Origin of the sequence: Dactylosporangium sp. CA-152071 (assembly GCF_050936335.1) — a bacterium.
Lineage (GTDB): Bacteria > Actinomycetota > Actinomycetes > Mycobacteriales > Micromonosporaceae > Dactylosporangium > Dactylosporangium maewongense.
In genome coordinates, this window is record NZ_JBNJMZ010000001.1 from 714,493 (window position 1) to 733,295 (window position 18,803).

Sequence of the window (18,803 nt, forward strand, 5' to 3'; positions counted from 1 at the left end):
TTTCCCCACACGGTTTCCCCACACGGTTCTGCCCACGCACCGCGCCGCAGCACGGCTGGGCCGGATGCGGAGACTGGCCGCCGGCACCGATCAGGCAAGCGGGGTCGACGAACTGATCGCCGCGCTCCGCGACGAGCATCGCCGCCGGCCACGGCTTCAACGCGAGTTCGACACCGCCGGCCTCCCATGACCAGGCGACCGTTCGATGATCGCGGCGCTGAACAGCGGCGAACTCTGGTGCTTGCGCCCGGTCCGGTGGCGTGCCGGCAGTTCGGCCTCGCCGGTCCTGCCATGGGACGTGACGGCGGTACTGCTCGGCGAGCGGCCACTCGAACGAGCACCGCACCGGGTTCGCCGAGGAACGGCTCGGAACGGCTGTCGCGGAAGGCCGCCTCCAGCTCGCCGAATTCGAGGATCGGACCGCCGTCGCCTATGCCTCACGGGCTGAGGCGGGCGAGCCTGGCGCGCAGGTCGACGGCGTCGGGATGTCCCAGCTCTTCGAGCAGCACCAGGGCCTGCCGCCAGGCGCCTGCGGCGGCCTCGTGCTCACCGGCAGCGTGGTGGGCGTCGCCCAGATGTGCCAGCGTGATGGTCTCGTAGTACGGGTCGGCCAGCTCGCGCAGCACCACCAGCGCCTGTCGGTAGTGGACCATCGCCTGTCGGTGGTCGCCCCGGCTGTGGTGCGCGAACCCGAGGCTGTCCAGCGCGTTGGCCAGGCCCTCCTGATCGGCCAGCTCCCGGTGCGCGTCAACGGCCAGTTCGCAGTGCTCGATCGCGTCGGCGTGCCGACCCAGCTGTGCGTGCAGCCATCCGACGCTGTTGAGGGCCTGCCCCTGGCCGATGCGGTGCCGGGCCGTATGGAAGAGGCTCAGCGCCTGCTGTGCCGCGGCCAGCGCGGCGGGCCGGTCGCCCCGGCCCTCGTGGACCAGGCTCATCCGCAGCTTGGTATATGCCTGCCCGACCTGGTCGTCGAGCTGTTCGAATAGATCGTCGGCCCGGCGCAGGTGGTAGTGTGCCCGCGGGTAGCGGCCCAGGCGGTTGTGGGCCAGGCCGAGGCCGCTGTGCGCGTGGGCCTGGCCGGTGCGGTCGGCGGTGCGCTCGGCGGCTTGCAGGGCGATGCGCCAGGTGGCGGCCCAGTCGTGCCAGTGCCCGCCGCGGTCCAGATAGGTCGACAGGGCCGAGGCCAGCTGCCACGCGTACACGCCGAGGTCCTGGTAGGCGGCTGCGGCCGTCGCGGCAAGCAGCGCGGCGTGCTCCCGGGCGAACCAGGCCGACGCCTGGCCGGAATCGCCCGGCCGCGTCACGGTTGTGCCCGGCTCCACCGGCATCAGGCTCAGCCGGTGCCGGTGCGGGTAGATGACCACGGCCGCGTGGTACGCACTGTGCAGGTAGTGGGCCAGTGCGCGGCGCAGTGCCGCCCGCCGGTCGCGGGCGCCGTCGGCCTGCTCGGTGAGCTGCGCCGCGTATTCCCGCAGCAGGTCGTGCAGGGTGAACCGGCCGGGTGCGAATTCGGAGACCATGTGTGCCCGCAGCAGTTCGGCCAGGGCGGGGCGGGTCTTCTCAGGCGTCGTCCCGGCCAGGCTGGCGGCGGCCTCGACGCTCAAGTCCGGTCCCGGGTGTAGGCCCAGTGCCCGAAACAGCGCCGCCGCCGTGGGGGTAAGCCGGCGATACGACCACGAGAACGCCGCCTGCACATCCGCGGTGATCGTGTCGGCGGTGGACACCGGTTCGCGCCTGCGGGCGGCCGCAAGTTCGGCGGCGAGCGCCGCCAGGGGCCGGTGCGGTGGGACGGCCGCGCGGGCGGCGACCATGGCCAAGGCGAGCGGCAGCCGTGCGCACAGGGTGGTGATCTGGTCGGCGGCGGCGGTGTCGGCGGCGATCCGCTGCGGGCCGAGCCTGGCGGCCAGCAGGTCGTGTGCCTGGTCGTGGGGCAGCACCTCGAGGGTCAGCGGATGTACGCCCTCCCAAGCAATCAGGTCCAGCAGCTGGTCGCGGCTGGTGATCAGGGTGACGGGGCCACGGCCGCCGGGCAGCAGCGGCCGAACCTGTTCGGCGTCCAGCGCGTTGTCGAGCAGGACCAGCATCCGCCTGCCCGCGATGACGCTGCGATACAGGGCCGCCTGCGCGTCCAATCCGGAGGGGACGCGTTCGGGTGCCACGCCGAGGGCGTCGAGGAAGCCGCGCAGCGCCTCGGCGGGTGGCATCGGCCGGGCGGCGGGGTGGAATCCGCGCAGGTTGACGTAGAGCTGGCCGTCGGGGAAGCGGTGTGCCGCGCGGTGTGCCCAGTGCACTGCAAGGGCGGTCTTGCCCACGCCGGCCGTGCCGATGATGACGGTGGGGTCGGCCGGCTCCGTCAGCGCGTCCAGGTGTGCCAGTTCGACACCTCTGCCGGTGAAGCTGCGTACATCGAGCGGCAGTTGTGCGGGCACCACTGCGGCGGGCGGGTGGGCGCGGCGCGGCGGCGTGCCAGGTGTGACCGCTCCGGCCTGGCCGTGGTCTGCGGGCGGGTCGAGGGTGCGGTCTGCCCGCAGGATGCGCCGTTCGAGGTCGCGCAGCTCGACGCCGGCGTCCAGGCCGAAGCCCTCGGACAGGGCGCGGCGGGCGGCGCGGTAGACGTCGAGGGCGTCGGTGACCCTGCCGCTGCGGTGCAGGGCGAGCATCAGTTGGGCGACCAGGCGCTGGCGCAGCGGGTCGGCGGCCACCGCATCGGTCAGCTCGGGCACGATCAGGGCGTGGTTGCCGCAGCTGAGTTCCGCGTCGAACAGCTGCTCCAGCGCCTGGTCGCGGCGTTCGGTGAGGTAGGCGCGGGCCGCTGTGGCGTACGGAGCCCGCGCCCCGGCCAGCGGCACCGGCGTGCGCCACAGGGCGAGCGCCTCACGCAGCAGTCCTGCGGCGGCCGGTGGGTGTGCCGCACGGGCCTGGTCGAGCAGCCGGGTGAATTCGGCCAGGTCGAGCCGCCCGCTGGTGATGTGCAGCAGGTAGCCCGCGGCCTGCCGGTCCACCCGGGCCAGGGGCGCGCCGTCGCCGCGTAGCGCGGCGCGCAGCGTGGAGACCATGTTCTGGATCTGCTGGGTGGCGGTGCGGGGTGGGGCGCCGCCCCACATCGCCTCGACGATCTCGTCGATAGTGACCGTGCGGTCGGCGCGCAGCAGCAGGAAGGCGAGCAGGTCCAACTGCTGGCGGCGGGCGAACCGCAGCGGCTGACCGCGCGCGACGACCTCGACCGGGCCGAGCACGCGGAAGTCGCCACCTGTGATCATCGCCGCGATGGTAGCCGGATCGGGTGAGCAGTGGACAGAGCACCGATGTCGATCCTTCGACGGCTCCGTGTGAGGCGGTGTATGAGCGCGCGCACGAGCCTGCGTATGTGCGCCGCCACGCAGGATGTGAGCGCACCGATCCGCCCTGACGCGGCGGGCCGCCGGCGCCGTCCGCGCGCCGGGCCGCCGACGGGCACCTCTACCGCAGGAAGGAACGTATGCCACCATCGCATGAACCGGCGCCTGTGCAGGCAGACGAGCCGGGCCGCGTCGACCGGCGGCGGCTCTTGCTCGGACTGATCACCACGACGCTCGCGGCGGGCGTCATCCCCGAGGCGTGGTTAGCCGAAGCCGCGTACGGCGCCACGCCCCGCTGGAACCGGCCGTTCGACAAGTGGGTCCCGATCACGGACTCGTTCGGCTGGCGGACCGACCCGATCACGGGTGCGACCCGTTTCCACTACGGCACCGACTACAGCAACTCCGGGATCCTGGGCTACCCGATCCGCGCTATCGCTGCGGGCAGCGTGGCCGAGGTCGGCTACAGCGCCGGCGGGTTCGGCAACTACGTCAGCGTCCTACACAGCGACGGGTGGCGCAGCCTGTACGCGCACATGCGGGAAGCGCCCGTCGTGGGCACCGGCGCTCAGGTGGCCGCCGGCCAGCACCTCGGCAACGTCGGCACGACCGGCCACTCGACCGGCCCGCACCTGCACCTGGAGATCACGCAGCCCGGCGGCAGCCGGGTCGATCCCGAGTCGATCCTCGCCGGCGCGCCGTACGCGGGCGCACCCGGCACTCCCCCTTCGATCATCACCGAGGACGGACTCATGTACCTCATCTGGAGCACCGGCGGCACCGGCTACCTTGTCACCCCGAACCGCGTCATGGGACTGAAGTCGATGGCGCACTACAACCTGTTCAAGCGGATCATCAACTCCAACCAGGCGGCCGCCCAGCCCGAGGTCTTTAACGCGCTGGAGATCGACCAGATCCAGGCGTACCTGGCTGGCACCGTACCGGCTTAGCCTCAATCCACCGATGGGCGTTGAGGTTTGGGTGTCCAGCCGTTCGCGCCCTGTGAGACCCACGGCCATCCGGTGCTGCCCACCGGGACCGAGCCCGACACGCCGCAGCAGGGCACGACGACGTACCGACCGGTCGATGACGTCCTGCCAGCGCCGCCGCTCCCCCACCGCTATCTCCCAAACTCGGCGGAAGGGCCGGCGCCGACCGCGCGAAGCGATAGTGGATCATCGATCATCCGGCTGGTCGATACGGTCCGTTGCTTTCATGCCGGGGTTGTTCACGTAAGGCCAACACGGCAGACACATCTACAATGATCACTCTCGCTCGACGCCGTCGGCGCTCACCGAGGCAGGGAGCGTCCACCCACCCTGGGTGGAGGTTGAGGCGAACATCTGACGTCAGGAAGGTCGAGTGAGAATGAACAGGATCTCCAGGTGGCTCGTCGCCGGTCTGGTGGCCGGCGTCGCGGTGATCGTGCCCGCCACAACCGTGCAGGCGCACTCTGTCGCCGACGCGGTGAGTCTCTACCCGCCGATCCAGGGCGCGTCGACCTGGGACCGCTTCGGGCTGTCCGGGCCGGCTGTCCATCACGTGGTCTTCTCGAACTGGGGCTACACCAACGACTGGTCGGTCGACATCTACCGCAATCCTGGTGCGACCGTGGTCTCGCCGTTCGGTACCCGTACTGCCGCCGGTCACCCGGTCTCGGTGCACGTGGTGACTGTCAGGCCCGGATGTGCGACCGGCAACCTGGCTGACGGCGGTTATCGGATTGGTCTGGAGGCACGCGATGACACCCTCGGGGTGGTCGTCGCGCGCGCCGACGTCATGCATGTCAACAACAAGCCAGCGGGCATCGTGGTCGGCGCGACCGTCGGTCCGTGGACCAGGCTCGGTGAGACCGGCCGGTTCCGCTATTCGAGCTGCTACCAGGTCAACGGCGACACCGGGGCGCACATCCACCTCGAAGTGATCAACCAGCACCGCTACTCGTGCTACATCCCCCGCGGGGCGAACACTGCCCTGACCGACGAGACAGTGATCGGGAGGGCAGGAGTGCACTACTCCGGAGGCCGCCAGGCCTGCTGAGGCAGCGCCTTTCGAGCACCCCGTTACCTTTTGATCGTCCCCAGCCGGGGACCGCTCGGTCGCTCGGCCTGGTATAACTTCCTGCCCCTGTCGTACGCATGATCCGGGGGTGTTGTCGCCGGGCCGGGTGGCGGCGGCGGACCTGTGCTTGCCGAAAACGTCATCCACGCTGGTCAGGACCGCTACCGGCCCATCAGGGATCTTGGCCCGTTCGAGTGCGCCGTCCTCATGCATGGCAACGCCCATTGCGGGATAATGGGCCGTCGTGTTGCAACGACTGGCGTACCTCGGCGTGACGAACGCACTCGCGATCCTACGGTTGCTCCCGATGAGCGACCGGAACAAGGACGCTGAGATCCTCGCCCTGCGCCATCAGATCGTGGTGCTGCAACGCCAGTTGGGCAACGAGAGGGTGCGGTTCGACCCGAGCGATCGGGCGTTCCTGGCGGCGCTGCTGCACCGACTGCCCATCGACGTACTCCACAGACTGCGGCTCCTCGTACGCCCCGACACTGTCCTGCGCTGGCACCGCGACCTTATCGCCCGTCGCCATGCGGCCGCCTGCCGACCCAAGCGCCCCGGCCGGCCACGCACGCTACGGTCCATCCGCGTCCTGGTGCTCCGCCTGGCGAGGGAGAACCCCAGTTGGGGCTACCGACGTGTACACGGTGAACTGCTCGTACTCGGCGTGAAGGTCGCCGCCTCCACGGTCTGGGAGATCCTCCACCAAGCCGGGATCGATCCGGCACCCGAACGATCCGCCTGCCTCCAACGGCCAGACCGCCGTCGAGCTCCTGCAGGCCCTGGTCCCCGGCTGGGCCGACCCGGTCAAGCTGGTCAAGCGCGTCACCGCGACACTGCCCATCCCGATCGGACCCACCCGCGAATAGCCGTGCGCGCCCGCTCACGCCGCCCAGCGTCGGATGCGCTCGGCGAGGGTGCCGAGGGGCAGCGGGCCGGAGGTGAGGACGGTGTCGTGGAAGGCGCGGATGTCGAACCGGTCCCCCATCGTGGCGCGGGCCTGCTCGCGGAGCCGCTGGATCTCCAGGCGGCCCACCATGTACGCGAGGGCCTGGCCGGGGTCGGCGATGTACCGGTCGGTCTCGGACTGGATCTCGACCTCCGCCATCGCGGTGTTGGCCCGCAGATAGTCCACGACCTGCTGGCGGCTCCAGCCCTTCGCGTGGATACCGGTGTCCACGACGAGACGGGCGGCGCGCATCGAGTCGGTGGCGAGCATGCCGAGCCGGGTGAGCGGGCCGGAGTAGAGGCCCATCTCGTCGGCGAGGCGCTCCGCGTACAGCCCCCAGCCCTCGCCATAGGCGGTGAACTGCGCGATGCGCCGCAGCAGCGGCAGGCCGGTCAGCTCCTGCGCGAGGCTGATCTGCAGGTGGTGGCCGGGGACGGCCTCGTGGAAGGCGGTCGCCTCGGCGACCGTGCGGTCGCGGCCGCCGGGCTGGAAGGTGTTGGCGAAGTAGATGCCGGGGCGGCTGCCGTCGATCGCCGGGGCCAGGTAGTAGGCGGCGGGAGCGCCGGGAGCCTCGTCGGCGGGGACCGGCGCGACCGTGCACCGCTGCGCCGGCAGCGTGCCGAACCACTCGGGTGCGGCCTTCTCGGCGCGCTCGATCGCGTCGCGTGCCGCGTCGAGGATCTCGTCACCGTCGCGCCAGCGCAGCGCCGGGTCGGTGCGCAGACGGTGCAGCACGTCTGCGGTGTCGGAGGTGCCGAAGGCCTCCGCGCCGATCTCCGCGAACTCCCTGGCGAGCCCGGCGATCAGGTCGAGGCCGATGCGGTGCAGCTCGTCGGGCGTGCGGTCGGTGGTGGTGTGCAGGCGCACCTGGCGCAGGTACAGCTCGTCGCCGCCGGGCAGGAAACACAGGCCGGCCTCCTCCAGGCCGCGGGAGGCGGGGGCGATCTCGGTGGCGAGCGTGTCGCGGTAGGCGGCGACGGCGGGCCGGACGACCTCGTCGATCAGCCGGTCACGTTCGGCGGCGAACCCGTTGTCCTCGGCCGGCGCGGGCTTGCGCAGCGGGTCACCGTCGGCGTTGGCCAGGTAGCGGTCGAGGTGCGCGACGGCACCTTCGACCAGGTGCCGGACCGGCCGCCGGCCCGCGGCGACGCCGTCGCGGTGGCGCTGGGCGATCTGCGCGAACGCCTCCGGCAGCTTCCTGAGCCGGGCGAGATAGCCGTCAGCCCGGGTGGCGTCGGTCAGCCCGACCATCGGCAGCTGGACCAGCAGCGCCGCGGCCGGTGCGGTCCAGGTGTCGGTGATCGCATACTCGGTGGAGCGCAGGTCCACGGTGTCCACGATGGACTGCGCCTGCTGCAGGACGACGCCGAGGGTGAGCTGGTCGTCGTCGCTGAGACCGGCGGGGTCCAGCGCCCGGGCACGGGCGGCGATCGCGAGCGCGCGGTCCCTGATCGCGGCGTCGCCGGCCTCGCTGTAGTCGCGCATCTGGTCGTCGCGGCCGGGGATGCCGAGCAGGGAGGCGCCGATGGGGAACACGTCGAGCATCACGTCGAGCAGGTCTTCAGCGAGCTGGTTGGCAGTGGACATGTCGTCTCCCTGTCGCCGCGCATCGATCGGTGCGCCGATGCTACTGGGTGCGCGGCCAAGGGGGCACCGTCCGTAGCGCATCGGCTCCGTTGAGCACGGTGTCCCGACCGGTGCTCGCCGGCCGGTAGCATGCCGCGACGGGTGTAGCGCAGAGGTCGTCGCGGCGGGACTGCAATTCCTGAGGACGCCGGTTCGAATCCGGCCGCCCGTCATCGTCCTGTCGTCGCGTGTCCGGGAGACGCTGATGGCGCTGTCCGAGCCGGTGCTGCGCAGGTATGACCTTCCGGCCGAGGCCGTGCGGGCCGCCACCCGACGCCGGCTCGCGGGCGACTGGCAGGGCGCGTGCGCGGCGGCCGGCGTCGAGGTCGACGCGTCGGTGCTCGCGGCGGAGCCCCGGATGCTGGACGACCTGCGGCACCTGGCGCCGGACCTGCTCCGCTGGCATCTGCTCGACGGTGGCCTGGAGTGTGCGCGCGGCGTCCAGTTGCCGCTGCTGCTGGCGCAGTACCCCAGGGGACTGGCGCTCGTCGTGCATCCCCGCTTCGAGACGTACGGGCCGCACCGGCTGCGACTGTCGACGGACACCGCCTGGGTGCGTAGCCGGTGGGACAGCAGCCGGCACCTGTGGGACGCGCGCCACGCCACGCGGCTGCTGCACCGGCTGGGCGGCGGCGACCGCGCACCGGGCTTCCACCGCGACGGCCGCCGCCTGGACCGCGCGCACCTGCCGCAGACGGCGCCGCCGAGGCACGACCGTGCGGCGAGCGCGGAGTGGGAGCAACGGCTGCTCCTCGACGACCGCGTCGCCGGATGGCGGGCGGCCGGGGTCGAGATCGACCCGACCGTCACGGCGGCGTTCAACGCTGCCGGGGCGCTGCTGCCGTTCTTCTGGATGAGCCTGGTCGTGCCCGCCGCCTGGGACCTGCTCGGCGCCGGCGCGAGGTCGGGCACCGTCCTGGTGACCCGGCTGCCGCAGCCGCCGGACCAGGCGCTGACGCTCACGCTGCGCCGAGGCGCGGGCGCGGTGCTGCGGGTGGACAGGTGGCGCCGGGCGCAGCGCCTGCCGGCGGTGCCGGAGACCGCCTTGAACCTGCCGTGGTTCGTCGAGGCGCTGCGCCGCGGGTGGCTGCCCATCAGCGCCGTGCATCCGCTGGTACGCGCCGCGATGTTCCCGGACGCCCCGGACACTGCGTACGCCCCGGCGGCCGGTGTGCGGGTGCCCGAGCGCATCCACGTCCAGTGCGGCCACCGGCACTACGTGGGGTGGCGTGACGGCCGGTTGGAGGCGTTGAGCCACACCCCGGACGACGTGCGCCGCGAACGCGCCCTGCAGGCCCTGGGCGGCAGGTCGACCGGCTGCCTCGCCGTGCTGGACAACTGGTCGGCCCGGACCGGACCGTTGCCGCGGCAGATCCGGACGGTCGCCCGCCACATGCTGCTCGCGGCCGGCCACGGCGACGTCGCCGAGGTGCACCGGCTGCTGGACGCCGGGGTCGACCCTCGCGGTGTCCGCGGCGTGCAGCGCCGATCACTGCTGCACATGGCCCACCTCATCGGCGACGTCGACCTGATCCGGCGGCTGCGGGCGGCGGGCGTCGACCCCGCCGTGCCGGACGGCCACGGATACAGCGCCCTGCGGGTGGCGCAGACGACGGGCGCCTCCGCGGCGATCCTCGGCGCGCTGCGGTAGTCAGCAGCGCGCACCGCCAGACCGCCACGGCCCGGGTCCGCAGCCGGGTCTCGTCCGCGGCGCCGTCACCGAGCAGCAGTTCAGCGGCCCGGGTCCACCCGTCCTATGGCGGACGCGGCGGAGCGGACCCGCGGGTCCGGATCCGAGGACCGGAGCGCTTCGAGCCGGTCGCGGGCGTCGGGGTCGGCCAGCGCCCGCAGCGCCGCGGCCGCCTTGGCCCGCACCTTCGGTGCCGGGTCGTCGAGCAGGGCGCGGACGGCGGGCAGGTGGTCCCGGTCGGCTCGGCGGGCCACCGCGGCGGCCGCGTTCGCCCGCATGCCGGGGTCGTCGTGGGTGAGAGCGCCGGCGATCAGGTAGTGAGCGTCCCAGCCCGGCTGGTGGCCATGGATCCACACGTACGTGCGTTGCCGGAAGATGTCCCCACTGGGCCCGTACCACCGCTTCGCGTCGTCAGGGATCGCTGCGAGCGCGCGGCCGGCGGCACGCCAGACCGCAGGGTCCGGCGCGGTCAGGAACATGTGTCGCAGCGTCGGTCCCGCTGCCGGATCGCCGATGCGGCCCAGCGCCGCCGCCGCCCGGCCGGCGTGCGCGGTGTCGCACAGCCTGATCAACGCACCGACGTGCTGCCGGTCACCGGTGCGGGTCAGGACCTGCGCCGCCCGGTCACGGACCGCCGGGTCCGGATCGTCGCAGGCCGCGAGGGCGACGTCGGGCACCCGCGGGTCATCGATGTGCGCCAGCGCCCGGAGGCTGTGGTCGCGGACGTCAGGGTTCGCGTGCCCGGCCAGGTCGGTCAGCGTCGGCACGGCGTCGGGCGCACCGATCTTCCCGAGCGCCGCGATGGGGGCGATCGGCACCCACCGCGCCTCCCGCGCCATCCGGCACAGGGCGGGCACCGCCTCGACCGCGCGGAGCTCGCCGAGCGCGTGGGGCGCCGACTCCGCCCACGCCGGATCCGTGGTCTTCTCGATGATGAACGCGATGTGTCCGGCCCCGTGCTCGGTGAGCCAGCCCGGATCGTCCCGCCACGGTGGCTCGAGCGGATCGAGGAACCGGCCGTGCAGCGCCGCCTCGGCCGCAGGCCCGCCGATCGCCCGCAGCCGGTCCACCGCCGCGCGGCGGACCCGCGGCCGTGCAGCGCCGCCTCGGCCGCAGGCCCGCCGATCGCCCGCAGCCGGTCCACCGCCGCGCGGCGGACCCGCCGGTGCTCCGGCCCGGCAATGGCGGCGGCCGCCGCGAGCAGGCGGAGCTCCCGGTCGCCGGCCGGCCCGGTCACTTCGCCGACGCGGACGTCGTGGCGGGCCAGCCCCCGGATCGCGGCCACGGCCAGCCATCCCGTCTCCCGTTCGACGACGTCCAGCAGCCGGTCACGGTCCACCGGCTCGCCGCTCGCCACCTGGGCCTCCACGGCGACCAGCCGCTCCCAGGCGTCGCCCGAGTCCCACCACGCGACGGCCAGCCGCCGTGACGCCGTCTCCGGCCGGGTGGCGATGGCGAACACACCGCTGCGCACCGCACCGAGGCAGCATGCCCGGGCCCGCCCGGCTTTCGCCGTCTCGTACGCCGCGAGGAGTGCCGTCAACGCCTCGCCGGTACCGATCGCGCCGAGCCGTCGCGCGTAGTCGTCGAGGTGCCCGCCCCGGCCCGGCGGCTCAGGCAGCTCCGTCTCGACCTCGACCTCCGGCGGGCGCGCCAGGCCGAGCGCGGCGGCGAGCCGGATGTGCTGCTCCCGCCAGTACTCGTAGGCATGTTCCCCGGCGAGGTGGTCGTGCAGGTCCGTGAGCACCGCGTGCCGGATCGCCGCCGCGCCGGGCGTCCGCACGAGCCGCTCTGTGAAGCGCGCCCGGTCGTCCCACGGACGCCAGGACATGGACTCGACGAGGTGGACGGCGCGCGGCGGTACCCCCGCCCGGGCCAGATCCGCAGCGGACACGCCGCGTCCGGGCACGAGGTGCAGCCACGCCGCCTGACGGACGGCCGCATCGGCCCCGGCAAGGATCCGGTCCACGCGTTCGAGATGACCGAGCAGCAGCCCACCGCCCGCGAACAGCTGTCCCCGGTGCGCCCGCGCCGCGATCCGGCGTGCCTTGGCCAGTCCCATGCCTGTATCCAATACCACCGGTACCCCACACCTGCGCCCGCCGAAGACGCTGCCGGCCACGTGGGACAGCTACCAGTGCTGCAAGATACGGGGCAAGCACCGATTGGGAGGAGCCCCTGTGGGGATCGCAGCGCGTCTGATCGACATGGCCGAGGCCGCCCTGCTGACGGAGGCCGAGGTCGCGGCCGTCGAGGGGGTCGGCGACGACTTCGTCCGGGTCGAGCTCGTGGCGCCGGCGTTCCGGGACGCCAAGTGGGCGGCCGGGGCCAAGGTGCAGATCCGCCCGCCGGGGGGCGGCCGAGGGCTGCGCACGTTCACGCCCACGAGCTGGGACGTCGGCGAAGGGCGGACCAGCCTGCTCGCGTACCTGCACGGTGACGGGCCGGCGAGCGCCTGGTTCCGGCAAGTCCGGGGCGGCGAGCGGGTCAGGCTGATGGGGCCGCGCCGGTCGATCGATCCGCCGGCCGCCGGTGAGTCGGTCCTGTTCGTCGGCGACGCCACGAGCGTGGCGCTGGCCGGCGCGTTCGAGACCACGGGAGCCGCGCTCACGTGCCTGTTCGAGGCGGAGCGGCCGGCGGCGCTGGAGGGCCTGCGGCCGGGTGCCGAGGTCTGCGAGCCGGCCGCACTGCTCGACCGGCTGCGGGCCGCCGGGGCCGGCATGGCAGGCCCGTACCGACTGGTCGTGACGGGCAACGCGGCCACGGTCCACGCCGTCCGGCGGGAGATCCGCACGTGGTCCGCGCCGCCCGCCAAAGTGACCGGCAAGGCGTACTGGGCAGCAGGCCGCACCGGCCTCGACTGAGCGTCAGGCCGTGAAGGCCTTCACCTCCAGCAGCCCCACCGAGCTGGTGCCGTTGGACTGCAGCACCACGCGCAGCCGGGTGGTGCTCACGGCGGTGAACGTGACCGTGTTGTACGCGTTCGCGGTCACGGTGTAGGCGGACGCGCCCGGCACGTCGGCGTAGGCGCTGCCGGTCCAGTACTGCAGCTTCCAGCTCGACGGCAGGTCGATGCCCTGGTTGTCGTCGAAGAGGTACACCTGCGCCTTGTTGAGCTGGACGGCGCTCGGCCAGGTGAGCTCCGCCCACTGCTGGCCGCTGTTGGGCCAGGTGCCCCAGCGGCGGTTGACGGTGTCGTTGGACGACGGCGGGTCGATGCCGTCGTTGATGGCGGCGACCGACTCCCACGCCGAGGTGTAGGACGCCGACGGGGTCGCGGAGCCGGCCACGTTGACGCCGCCGGTCGGCGGGGGCGTGGTGGTGCCGCCGATGGCGAGGTCCGCGCTCGCGAACGCGCTGAACGACGGGTTCACGTCGGCCTCGCCGCCGGCGCCGTCACAGCGGCGGTCCGGGTTGAACGCCAGGTAGGTGCCCGACGAGCAGGCGATCGCGAACTCGGCGTCGCCGCCGACCACGATGCTGCCGGAGAGGTTGGCGCCGTTCTGGATGAGCGCGTTGTCCTTGACGACGGCGTTGCCGCCGACGGTGCCGCCGTTGACCCAGCCGAGGCCTTCGATGCGGGCGTTGCCGGTGACCGTGCCGGCGAAGACCGCCGCCTTCGGCCCGACGTAGGCGGTGGCGGCGACGCTGGCGTTGCCGGCGACCCAGCCGCCGCCGTTGCTGTGCCAGTGCCCGCCGTTGGTGGCGGCCGGCTTCACGTAGCCGGGCTCGAAGCCCGACGGCGCCGCGCCGGCGACGCGGAACTCGTACGGGAAGCGCCGCGCCTTGGGGTAGCCGTCGAGGAACGCGTAGTGCGGCACGGCGGACGGGGTGCCGGTGACGACGAGCCAGACCTCGCGCTCGCCGGCCTGCAGCTGGAAGTCGATCTGGCCGTCGGTGCCGGTCGTCAGCGGCGAATACCGCGGCGTGCCGTTGCGCACGGCGACGAGGCCGAAGGTCCAGCCGGTGGCGCCGGTCTCGGCGTGGCCCTTGAGCCGGACCTTGACGAGCCCGCCGTCGGTGGCCGCCACCAGCTTGATCTTGTTGAAGCCGTAGTCGGACGGGGCGACGCGGGCGTTGATGCGGTAGTGGCCGAGCGAGGCGTCGACCGCCTCGACGCTGCCGCCGTTGTAGGCGTTGTTGAGGAAGCCGGCGCCGTACACGCCGTTGATGAACGGCATCAGCGTCGACTTGTTGCCGAAGTCGTAGGTCACGGTGCGGGTCGCGTACTCGCCCACGCGCCGGTTCAGCTCGGTCTGGGTGATGCCGGTGATTCGCCGGTACGTCTCCAGTGGATGCTCGGTGTTGCGAGCCTCGTTCCAGATGCGGTTGAACATCGCGAGGCCGTCGCGGTCCTTGATGTACTGCATCAGCATCCAGTTGCCGTAGTGGTGGCGGCTGGAGCTGTAGTACAGGTTCTCCGAGCGCAGCCAGCGGCTCAGGTCGCCCGCGGCGGTGGTGGGCAGCGCCTGCATGGCCATGAACTCCGCGCTGGTCTCCCAGAAGGTGCCCGCGCTGGCGTCGGTGAAGCCGTACCCGGAGCGGCCCAGGAACGTGTAGTTCTGGAACACGTGCCCGAGCTCGTGCGCGAGGCCCCAGGAGCCGGGCAGCGCGGCCTTGGGGTCGATGTTGATGACGCCGACCTTGCCGTCGACGGAGCCGCCGGTCGCCCAGGCGTTGAGCTCGGTGCGGTTCCACGTGTTCGTGACGATCACGATGATCTTGTACTGGGCGAGCAGCCCCTGCTCCGGCGTGAACTGCATCGTGTTCACGTAGAACGAGTACAGGTTCTCCAGCTGGGTGATGATGCTGTTCGGGTCGAAGTTGTACGGCGAGGGCGCCGAGGCCGGGTTGGTGCCCGACTTCTCGCCCCACAGCAGGATGAAGTTCGTCGACTCCCGCGTGCGGTTCTGGGCCCACGGCACCTCGCCGGTCTGGGTCCAGCGGGCCGGGATGTAGAGCGACTTCGCGGCGGCGGCGGCCGGCCGGGTCTGCAGGGCGACGAGCACCCCTGCGATCACGACGAGCGCGACCAGCGGCGCCAGCCACAGCCGGCGCGATCGGAGATTGATGGTGGTCATGGCACCACACCCTGCCCCGAAAACCTTTTCGGGGCAACTGAAGTCTCCTTTTGCGTTTGCTTTTCGGACCCTTAAGCCGCACCCCGGCGGCAACGGGAAGGCCTCGGGACGCCAGAAGGACGCGTCCCGGGGCCCGAAACTTTCATCAGGCGTCCGCGGCCTCGACCTGCGCCATGACCGTCTTCAGGCGATCGTTTCGTCGTAGGAGGCACGGTGGGCGAGGACGTCGTCCATGTGGTGCTGTGCCCACAGTTTCAAGCCGCGGACGAGGCCGTACATCGACAGGCCCAGGTCCGTCAGCTCGTAGGAGACCGTGACCGGGACGGTCGGCGTCACGGTGCGGCTGATCAGGCCGTCGCGCTCCAGCGCGCGCAGCGTCTGGGTGAGCATCTTCTGGCTGACGCCGGCGAGCAGGCGGGACAGCTCCGAGTAGCGCATCGGGCGGGGGTCGCCGCCGCAGTCCGGGCCGCTGCCCAGGGCGGTCAGGATCAGCGCGACCCACTTGCCGGAGATCCGCTCGAGCAGCTTGTGGCTCGGGCACACCGCGAGGAAGGCGTCGTACTCCGCCTTGGTCTGTGCCCGCTGCTGCGCCGCCGTCGTCGTCGCCATCGGCCGTTCCTCCAACCACCGGGTGTGTTACGCACCTTGAGGTGCGTACTTCCCAATAGGAAGTTACCCCCTGAGAGTGGAGCGGCACCTGTCAGGCAGCAGAACAGAGGAGCACGCATGTCGTCCACTGCACTTCCCGGCGGCACCTGGACGCTGGGGGATCTGACCGTCAGCCGGTTCGGCTACGGCGCCATGCAGCTCGCCGGCCCGTGGGTCATGGGGCCGCCCGCCGACCGTGACGGCGCCGTCGCCGTCCTCCGCGCGGCAGTCGAGCTCGGCATCACCCACATCGACACCGCCGACGCGTACGGGCCCCGGATCACCAACCAGCTCATCCGGGAGGCCCTGCACCCCTACCCGGCGGACCTGCACATCGTGACCAAGGTCGGGGCGACCCGCGACGAGCAGGGCGGCTGGCCGCCGGCCAGGGACCCGCAGAGCCTGCGCCGGGCCGTCCACGACAACCTCGAGAGCCTCGGCCTCGACGCGCTCGACGTGGTCAACCTCCGGCTCGGCGACGCCGAGGGTCCCCGGCCCGGCTCGCTCGCCGAGGCCCTCGGGACGCTCGCCGAACTGCGGCAGCAGGGCCTGATCCGGCACCTCGGCGTGAGCAACGCGACCCCGGAGCAGGTCGAGCAGGCCCTGACGATCACCCCGATCGTGTGCGTGCAGAACCTGTACAACCTGGCCCACCGCCACGACGACGACCTGATCGACCGCCTGGCCGAGCGAGGCATCGCCTACGTGCCGTTCTTCCCGCTCGGTGGCTTCACCCCGCTGCAGTCCTCGGCGCTCTCCGGCGTCGCCGCGCGCCTGGGGACGACCCCGATGTCCGTCGCCCTGGCCTGGCTCCTGCACCGCTCGCCGAACATCCTGCTGATCCCCGGCACCTCGGCCACGGCCCACCTGCGCGAGAACGCCGCCGGTGCGGGGCTTCGGCTCTCCGGCGACGACCTGGCCGAGCTCGACGAGATCGGCCGCTGAGCTGCAACCGGATTGCACGCGGGCGTTGGACCGGCTCACCGAGAATGCCGGGGTACGTGCAACCCCATCGAGGAGACCGCCATGGTTCGAACGAAACGGCTCGCCGTTGCGGTGCTGGTCGCGTCGGCCGTCGCGGCCCTGTATGCCAGCGATCCGAAGCACGAGACCACCGGCGATCCGAATCCCACCGTGGCGCTGACCGCGTTGTCCATCGCATCCATGTATGCCATCGATCCGAAGCACGAGAACGACGATAATCCGAATCCCACCGTGGCGCTCCGCAACGGTGACCCGGGGGATCAGAGCGACCCCGGCCCCGACCCCGTCGGCTGAGGCCGCGCAAGGGGCGGGCCGTCAACCACGGCCCGCCCCGGGAGCGGGTGCTACAGGCTGACCGCGCGGCCGCCGAGGGTCACCACGAGGTGCCCGTCGGCGGCGAACGACCAGGCCAGGGCGCCGCTGTAGGTGGCGCAGCGGGAGCCGTTCGTGCCGGTCCAGAACTGGTTGCTGCTGTCGGCGTTGCCGACGGTCTTGTCGTTGGAGCCGCCGCTGCTGAACCGGCAGGAGGTGTTGCTGCGGTACGTGTGGGTGCCCGCGTCGAACGAGAAGTTGCGTTCGGCGTTGTCGATGGACAGGTTGCTGGAGATCGTCATCGAGCCGGGGTTGTTGTTGTACGTGAAGCCGTGGTGCCCGTTGCGGTAGGCGATGCTGCGCTGGACGACGTGGTTGACGCCGATGCCCTCGCCGCCGAGCTTGTAGCCGTTGCGGTCGCCGTTGGTGTTGACGGTGCCGTTGCTCAGGGTGCCGTTGTTGTAGGACAGCGAGTCCTGGATGGTGACCGCGCCGATCGGGCCGGTGTCGGTCTTGGTGTAGAGGTCCCAGCCGTCGTCGATGTTGTTGTGCGAAACCGTGTAGCGGAACACGTTGCCGGGGCCGCTGGTCAGCTTGGCGGCGAAGCCGTCCGCGTCCTCGCCGTCGGAGTCGGCGTTGTCGTGCGACTCCGAGGAGAGGATGAGGTTGTTGGCCGGCCACTGGGACTGCGGGGTGTCGGAGGCGGCGCGGGAGATCTGCAGGCCGCTGTCGCGGTTGAAGCGGGTCACGACCCGCTCGATGGTGTTGTTGCTGCCGCCGACGAAGATGCCGTTGTCGCCGGCCCGCTCCACGACGATGCCGGTGATGTGCCAGTAGTTGCCGTTCACCGCGAGCCCGCGGTTCGCCGGGTCCTCGCTCTGCGCGGAGAAGTTCAGCACCGGGGTCTCGCCGGGGTACGCGGTGATCCGCTTCGGCGCGCCCGACGTGCCGTTGTTGCCGACCGCGATGGTGACGGTCGAGGACAGGTTGTAGGTGCCGCCGCGCATGGTGATCGTGCCGCCGGCGGTGACCCTGGTGATCGCCGACGCGAGCGTCGTCGGGCTGGCCTGCGTGCCCGGGTTGCCCGCGCTGCCGTTCGGCGCCACGTACAGCGCGGACGACGGCGGCTGGGACTGCGACGGCGAGCTCGAAGGCGAGCCCGAGGGCGACCGGGACGGTGTCGGTGACACGGTCGCCGTCGGCGTCGGGGTGGTCCCGCCGGTGGTGACGGTGACGTTGTCGAAGCTGGCGCTGGAGTACGCCGTCTGCAGGCCGATGCGGCCCTTCGCGATCGACGCGTCGCTCGCGGAGGCGACCTGGGTGCCGTCGACGGAGCCGCTGATGGCGCCGCCGTTGACGGTGATGGCCAGGGTGTACCAGGTGCCGGTGGACACGGTCCGGGAGACGCTGCCGAGCACCGTCACGGAGCCGCTGTTGACCGCCTGCAGCTGCACCTGGTTGCCGGGCAGCAGCGCGAGCCGGTAGAACGTGGTGGCCCCGGTCGAGCGGGCGAGCAGGCCGACGAAGCCGCCCGAGCCCAGCGACAGCGGCTTCACCGCGGCCTGCACCGTGTAGTTGGTCCAGCCGCTGTCGCCGGCGAAGTCGCGGGCGTTCTCGCTGCCGGCGTTGGACTGCTGCAGCACCTTGCTGCCGTCGGTGACGACGCTCCAGGAGCCGCCGGACTTGGACCAGCCGCTGGTGGAGCCGTCCTCGAACGTCGCGCTGAACGCCGTGTCGGCGAACGCGACCTGCGCGGCCAGCGCGACACCGGTGACCGCGGCCACCGCCGCGGACGCGGCCAGCCACCGGCGCGCCCGCGGCCGGGTTCGGACTTGTGCACTCATGGTTCCTCCGGAAAGACAGACGCGCACGCGCGACGGGCGTGCGGCAGTGCGATCGGCGGCGCTTCCGGGGCGGCGGGAGCGGGGCGGATCCACATCGACGCTCGTCACCGTAAGGCAAGCGCTTTCCTGGAGACAAGGCGTGACGTGTGCAGGTTTGTTGCAGGATGTACCGGCAGCGTCCGGCTCGGCCGGGCGGGTCGCGGAACCTCCGACACGGCCCCGATTCACCGCCGAACGGGGCAGCGGGCGTGATCCGTTCGCACGATCGCG

Annotated in this window: 14 protein-coding genes and 1 tRNA gene; 7 read left to right on the forward strand and 8 right to left on the reverse strand. The window is 72.2% G+C overall.

Going from position 1 to position 18,803, the window contains the following annotated elements; all coding sequences use genetic code 11:
- Nucleotides 1-437 precede the first annotated feature (437 nt).
- Complete coding sequence (locus ACQEVZ_RS02675; protein ID WP_433360762.1) at nt 438-3,260, reverse strand: AfsR/SARP family transcriptional regulator; 2,823 nt, start codon at nt 3,258-3,260, stop codon at nt 438-440.
- Nucleotides 3,261-3,505: 245 nt separating this feature from the next.
- Between ACQEVZ_RS02675 and ACQEVZ_RS02680 the strand changes: the two genes are divergently transcribed.
- Nucleotides 3,506-4,288 (forward strand): M23 family metallopeptidase, encoded by a 783-nt coding sequence (locus ACQEVZ_RS02680; protein ID WP_433360765.1) that lies wholly within the window; start codon nt 3,506-3,508, stop codon nt 4,286-4,288.
- Nucleotides 4,289-4,742: 454 nt separating this feature from the next.
- Nucleotides 4,743-5,378 carry a hypothetical protein gene (locus ACQEVZ_RS02685; protein WP_433360768.1) on the forward strand — a complete coding sequence of 212 codons (636 nt, stop codon included), beginning with the start codon at nt 4,743-4,745 and terminating at the stop codon, nt 5,376-5,378.
- 313 nt (nt 5,379-5,691) lie between these two features.
- Here the strand turns inward: ACQEVZ_RS02685 and ACQEVZ_RS02690 are convergent, their stop codons facing one another.
- On the reverse strand, nt 5,692-5,862 hold the full coding sequence (locus ACQEVZ_RS02690) for a hypothetical protein (RefSeq protein WP_433360771.1): 171 nt from the start codon (nt 5,860-5,862) through the stop codon (nt 5,692-5,694).
- A gap of 420 nt (nt 5,863-6,282) precedes the next feature.
- The gene (locus ACQEVZ_RS02695; RefSeq protein ID WP_433360774.1) at nt 6,283-7,935 is read right to left on the reverse strand and encodes a DUF885 domain-containing protein; all 1,653 of its coding nucleotides are present in this window, start codon (nt 7,933-7,935) and stop codon (nt 6,283-6,285) included.
- Nucleotides 7,936-8,072: 137 nt separating this feature from the next.
- Here ACQEVZ_RS02695 and ACQEVZ_RS02700 point away from each other — a divergent pair.
- Nucleotides 8,073-8,146 (forward strand) — tRNA-Cys (locus ACQEVZ_RS02700).
- 33 nt (nt 8,147-8,179) lie between these two features.
- Nucleotides 8,180-9,625, forward strand: a complete 1,446-nt coding sequence (locus ACQEVZ_RS02705) for a hypothetical protein (protein ID WP_433360777.1) — start codon at nt 8,180-8,182, stop codon at nt 9,623-9,625.
- Nucleotides 9,626-9,705: 80 nt separating this feature from the next.
- On the opposite strand, the gene ACQEVZ_RS02710 is transcribed toward ACQEVZ_RS02705, so the two are convergent.
- Both ACQEVZ_RS02710 and ACQEVZ_RS02715 read right to left on the reverse strand, forming a co-directional pair.
- Entirely contained in the window at nt 9,706-10,482 is a 777-nt protein-coding gene (locus tag ACQEVZ_RS02710) for a HEAT repeat domain-containing protein (RefSeq protein WP_433360780.1), read from the reverse strand.
- On the reverse strand, nt 10,419-11,726 hold the full coding sequence (locus ACQEVZ_RS02715) for a hypothetical protein (RefSeq protein ID WP_433360783.1): 1,308 nt from the start codon (nt 11,724-11,726) through the stop codon (nt 10,419-10,421). The genes ACQEVZ_RS02710 and ACQEVZ_RS02715 overlap by 64 nt, the downstream gene beginning before the upstream one ends.
- 118 nt (nt 11,727-11,844) lie before the next feature.
- Here ACQEVZ_RS02715 and ACQEVZ_RS02720 point away from each other — a divergent pair, with 118 nt between their 5' ends.
- Nucleotides 11,845-12,528, forward strand: a complete 684-nt coding sequence (locus tag ACQEVZ_RS02720; protein WP_433360786.1) for a siderophore-interacting protein — start codon at nt 11,845-11,847, stop codon at nt 12,526-12,528.
- A gap of 3 nt (nt 12,529-12,531) precedes the next feature.
- Here the strand turns inward: ACQEVZ_RS02720 and ACQEVZ_RS02725 are convergent, their stop codons facing one another.
- Both ACQEVZ_RS02725 and ACQEVZ_RS02730 read right to left on the reverse strand, forming a co-directional pair.
- Nucleotides 12,532-14,745 carry a DUF6055 domain-containing protein gene (locus tag ACQEVZ_RS02725; RefSeq protein ID WP_433360789.1) on the reverse strand — a complete coding sequence of 738 codons (2,214 nt, stop codon included), beginning with the start codon at nt 14,743-14,745 and terminating at the stop codon, nt 12,532-12,534.
- Nucleotides 14,746-14,928: 183 nt separating this feature from the next.
- The gene (locus ACQEVZ_RS02730; protein ID WP_433360792.1) at nt 14,929-15,354 is read right to left on the reverse strand and encodes a winged helix-turn-helix transcriptional regulator; all 426 of its coding nucleotides are present in this window, start codon (nt 15,352-15,354) and stop codon (nt 14,929-14,931) included.
- A 117-nt stretch (nt 15,355-15,471) separates the two neighbouring features.
- Between ACQEVZ_RS02730 and ACQEVZ_RS02735 the strand changes: the two genes are divergently transcribed.
- Entirely contained in the window at nt 15,472-16,338 is an 867-nt protein-coding gene (locus ACQEVZ_RS02735) for an aldo/keto reductase family oxidoreductase (protein ID WP_433360795.1), read from the forward strand.
- 81 nt (nt 16,339-16,419) lie between these two features.
- A complete protein-coding gene (locus ACQEVZ_RS02740) occupies nt 16,420-16,671 on the forward strand; it encodes a hypothetical protein (protein ID WP_433360798.1) in 252 nt (83 codons plus the stop codon).
- Nucleotides 16,672-16,721: 50 nt separating this feature from the next.
- Here the strand turns inward: ACQEVZ_RS02740 and ACQEVZ_RS02745 are convergent, their stop codons facing one another.
- Nucleotides 16,722-18,533, reverse strand: coding sequence for a family 16 glycoside hydrolase (locus tag ACQEVZ_RS02745; RefSeq protein ID WP_433360801.1), 1,812 nt, complete (start codon nt 18,531-18,533; stop codon nt 16,722-16,724).
- Nucleotides 18,534-18,803: the final 270 nt, after the last annotated feature.

Bases quoted from the DNA above. Each gene is read 5' to 3' on its own strand.
- ACQEVZ_RS02675 (WP_433360762.1), bottom strand. From the start codon at position 3,260: ATGATCACAGGTGGCGACTTCCGCGTGCTCGGCCCGGTCGAGGTCGTC.
- ACQEVZ_RS02695 (WP_433360774.1), bottom strand. From the start codon at position 7,935: ATGTCCACTGCCAACCAGCTCGCTGAAGACCTGCTCGACGTGATGCTC.
- ACQEVZ_RS02705 (WP_433360777.1), top strand. From the start codon at position 8,180: ATGGCGCTGTCCGAGCCGGTGCTGCGCAGGTATGACCTTCCGGCCGAG.
- ACQEVZ_RS02715 (WP_433360783.1), bottom strand. From the start codon at position 11,726: ATGGGACTGGCCAAGGCACGCCGGATCGCGGCGCGGGCGCACCGGGGA.
- ACQEVZ_RS02725 (WP_433360789.1), bottom strand. From the start codon at position 14,745: ATGACCACCATCAATCTCCGATCGCGCCGGCTGTGGCTGGCGCCGCTG.
- ACQEVZ_RS02730 (WP_433360792.1), bottom strand. From the start codon at position 15,354: ATGGCGACGACGACGGCGGCGCAGCAGCGGGCACAGACCAAGGCGGAG.
- ACQEVZ_RS02735 (WP_433360795.1), top strand. From the start codon at position 15,472: ATGTCGTCCACTGCACTTCCCGGCGGCACCTGGACGCTGGGGGATCTG.
- ACQEVZ_RS02740 (WP_433360798.1), top strand. From the start codon at position 16,420: ATGGTTCGAACGAAACGGCTCGCCGTTGCGGTGCTGGTCGCGTCGGCC.
- ACQEVZ_RS02745 (WP_433360801.1), bottom strand. From the start codon at position 18,533: ATGAGTGCACAAGTCCGAACCCGGCCGCGGGCGCGCCGGTGGCTGGCC.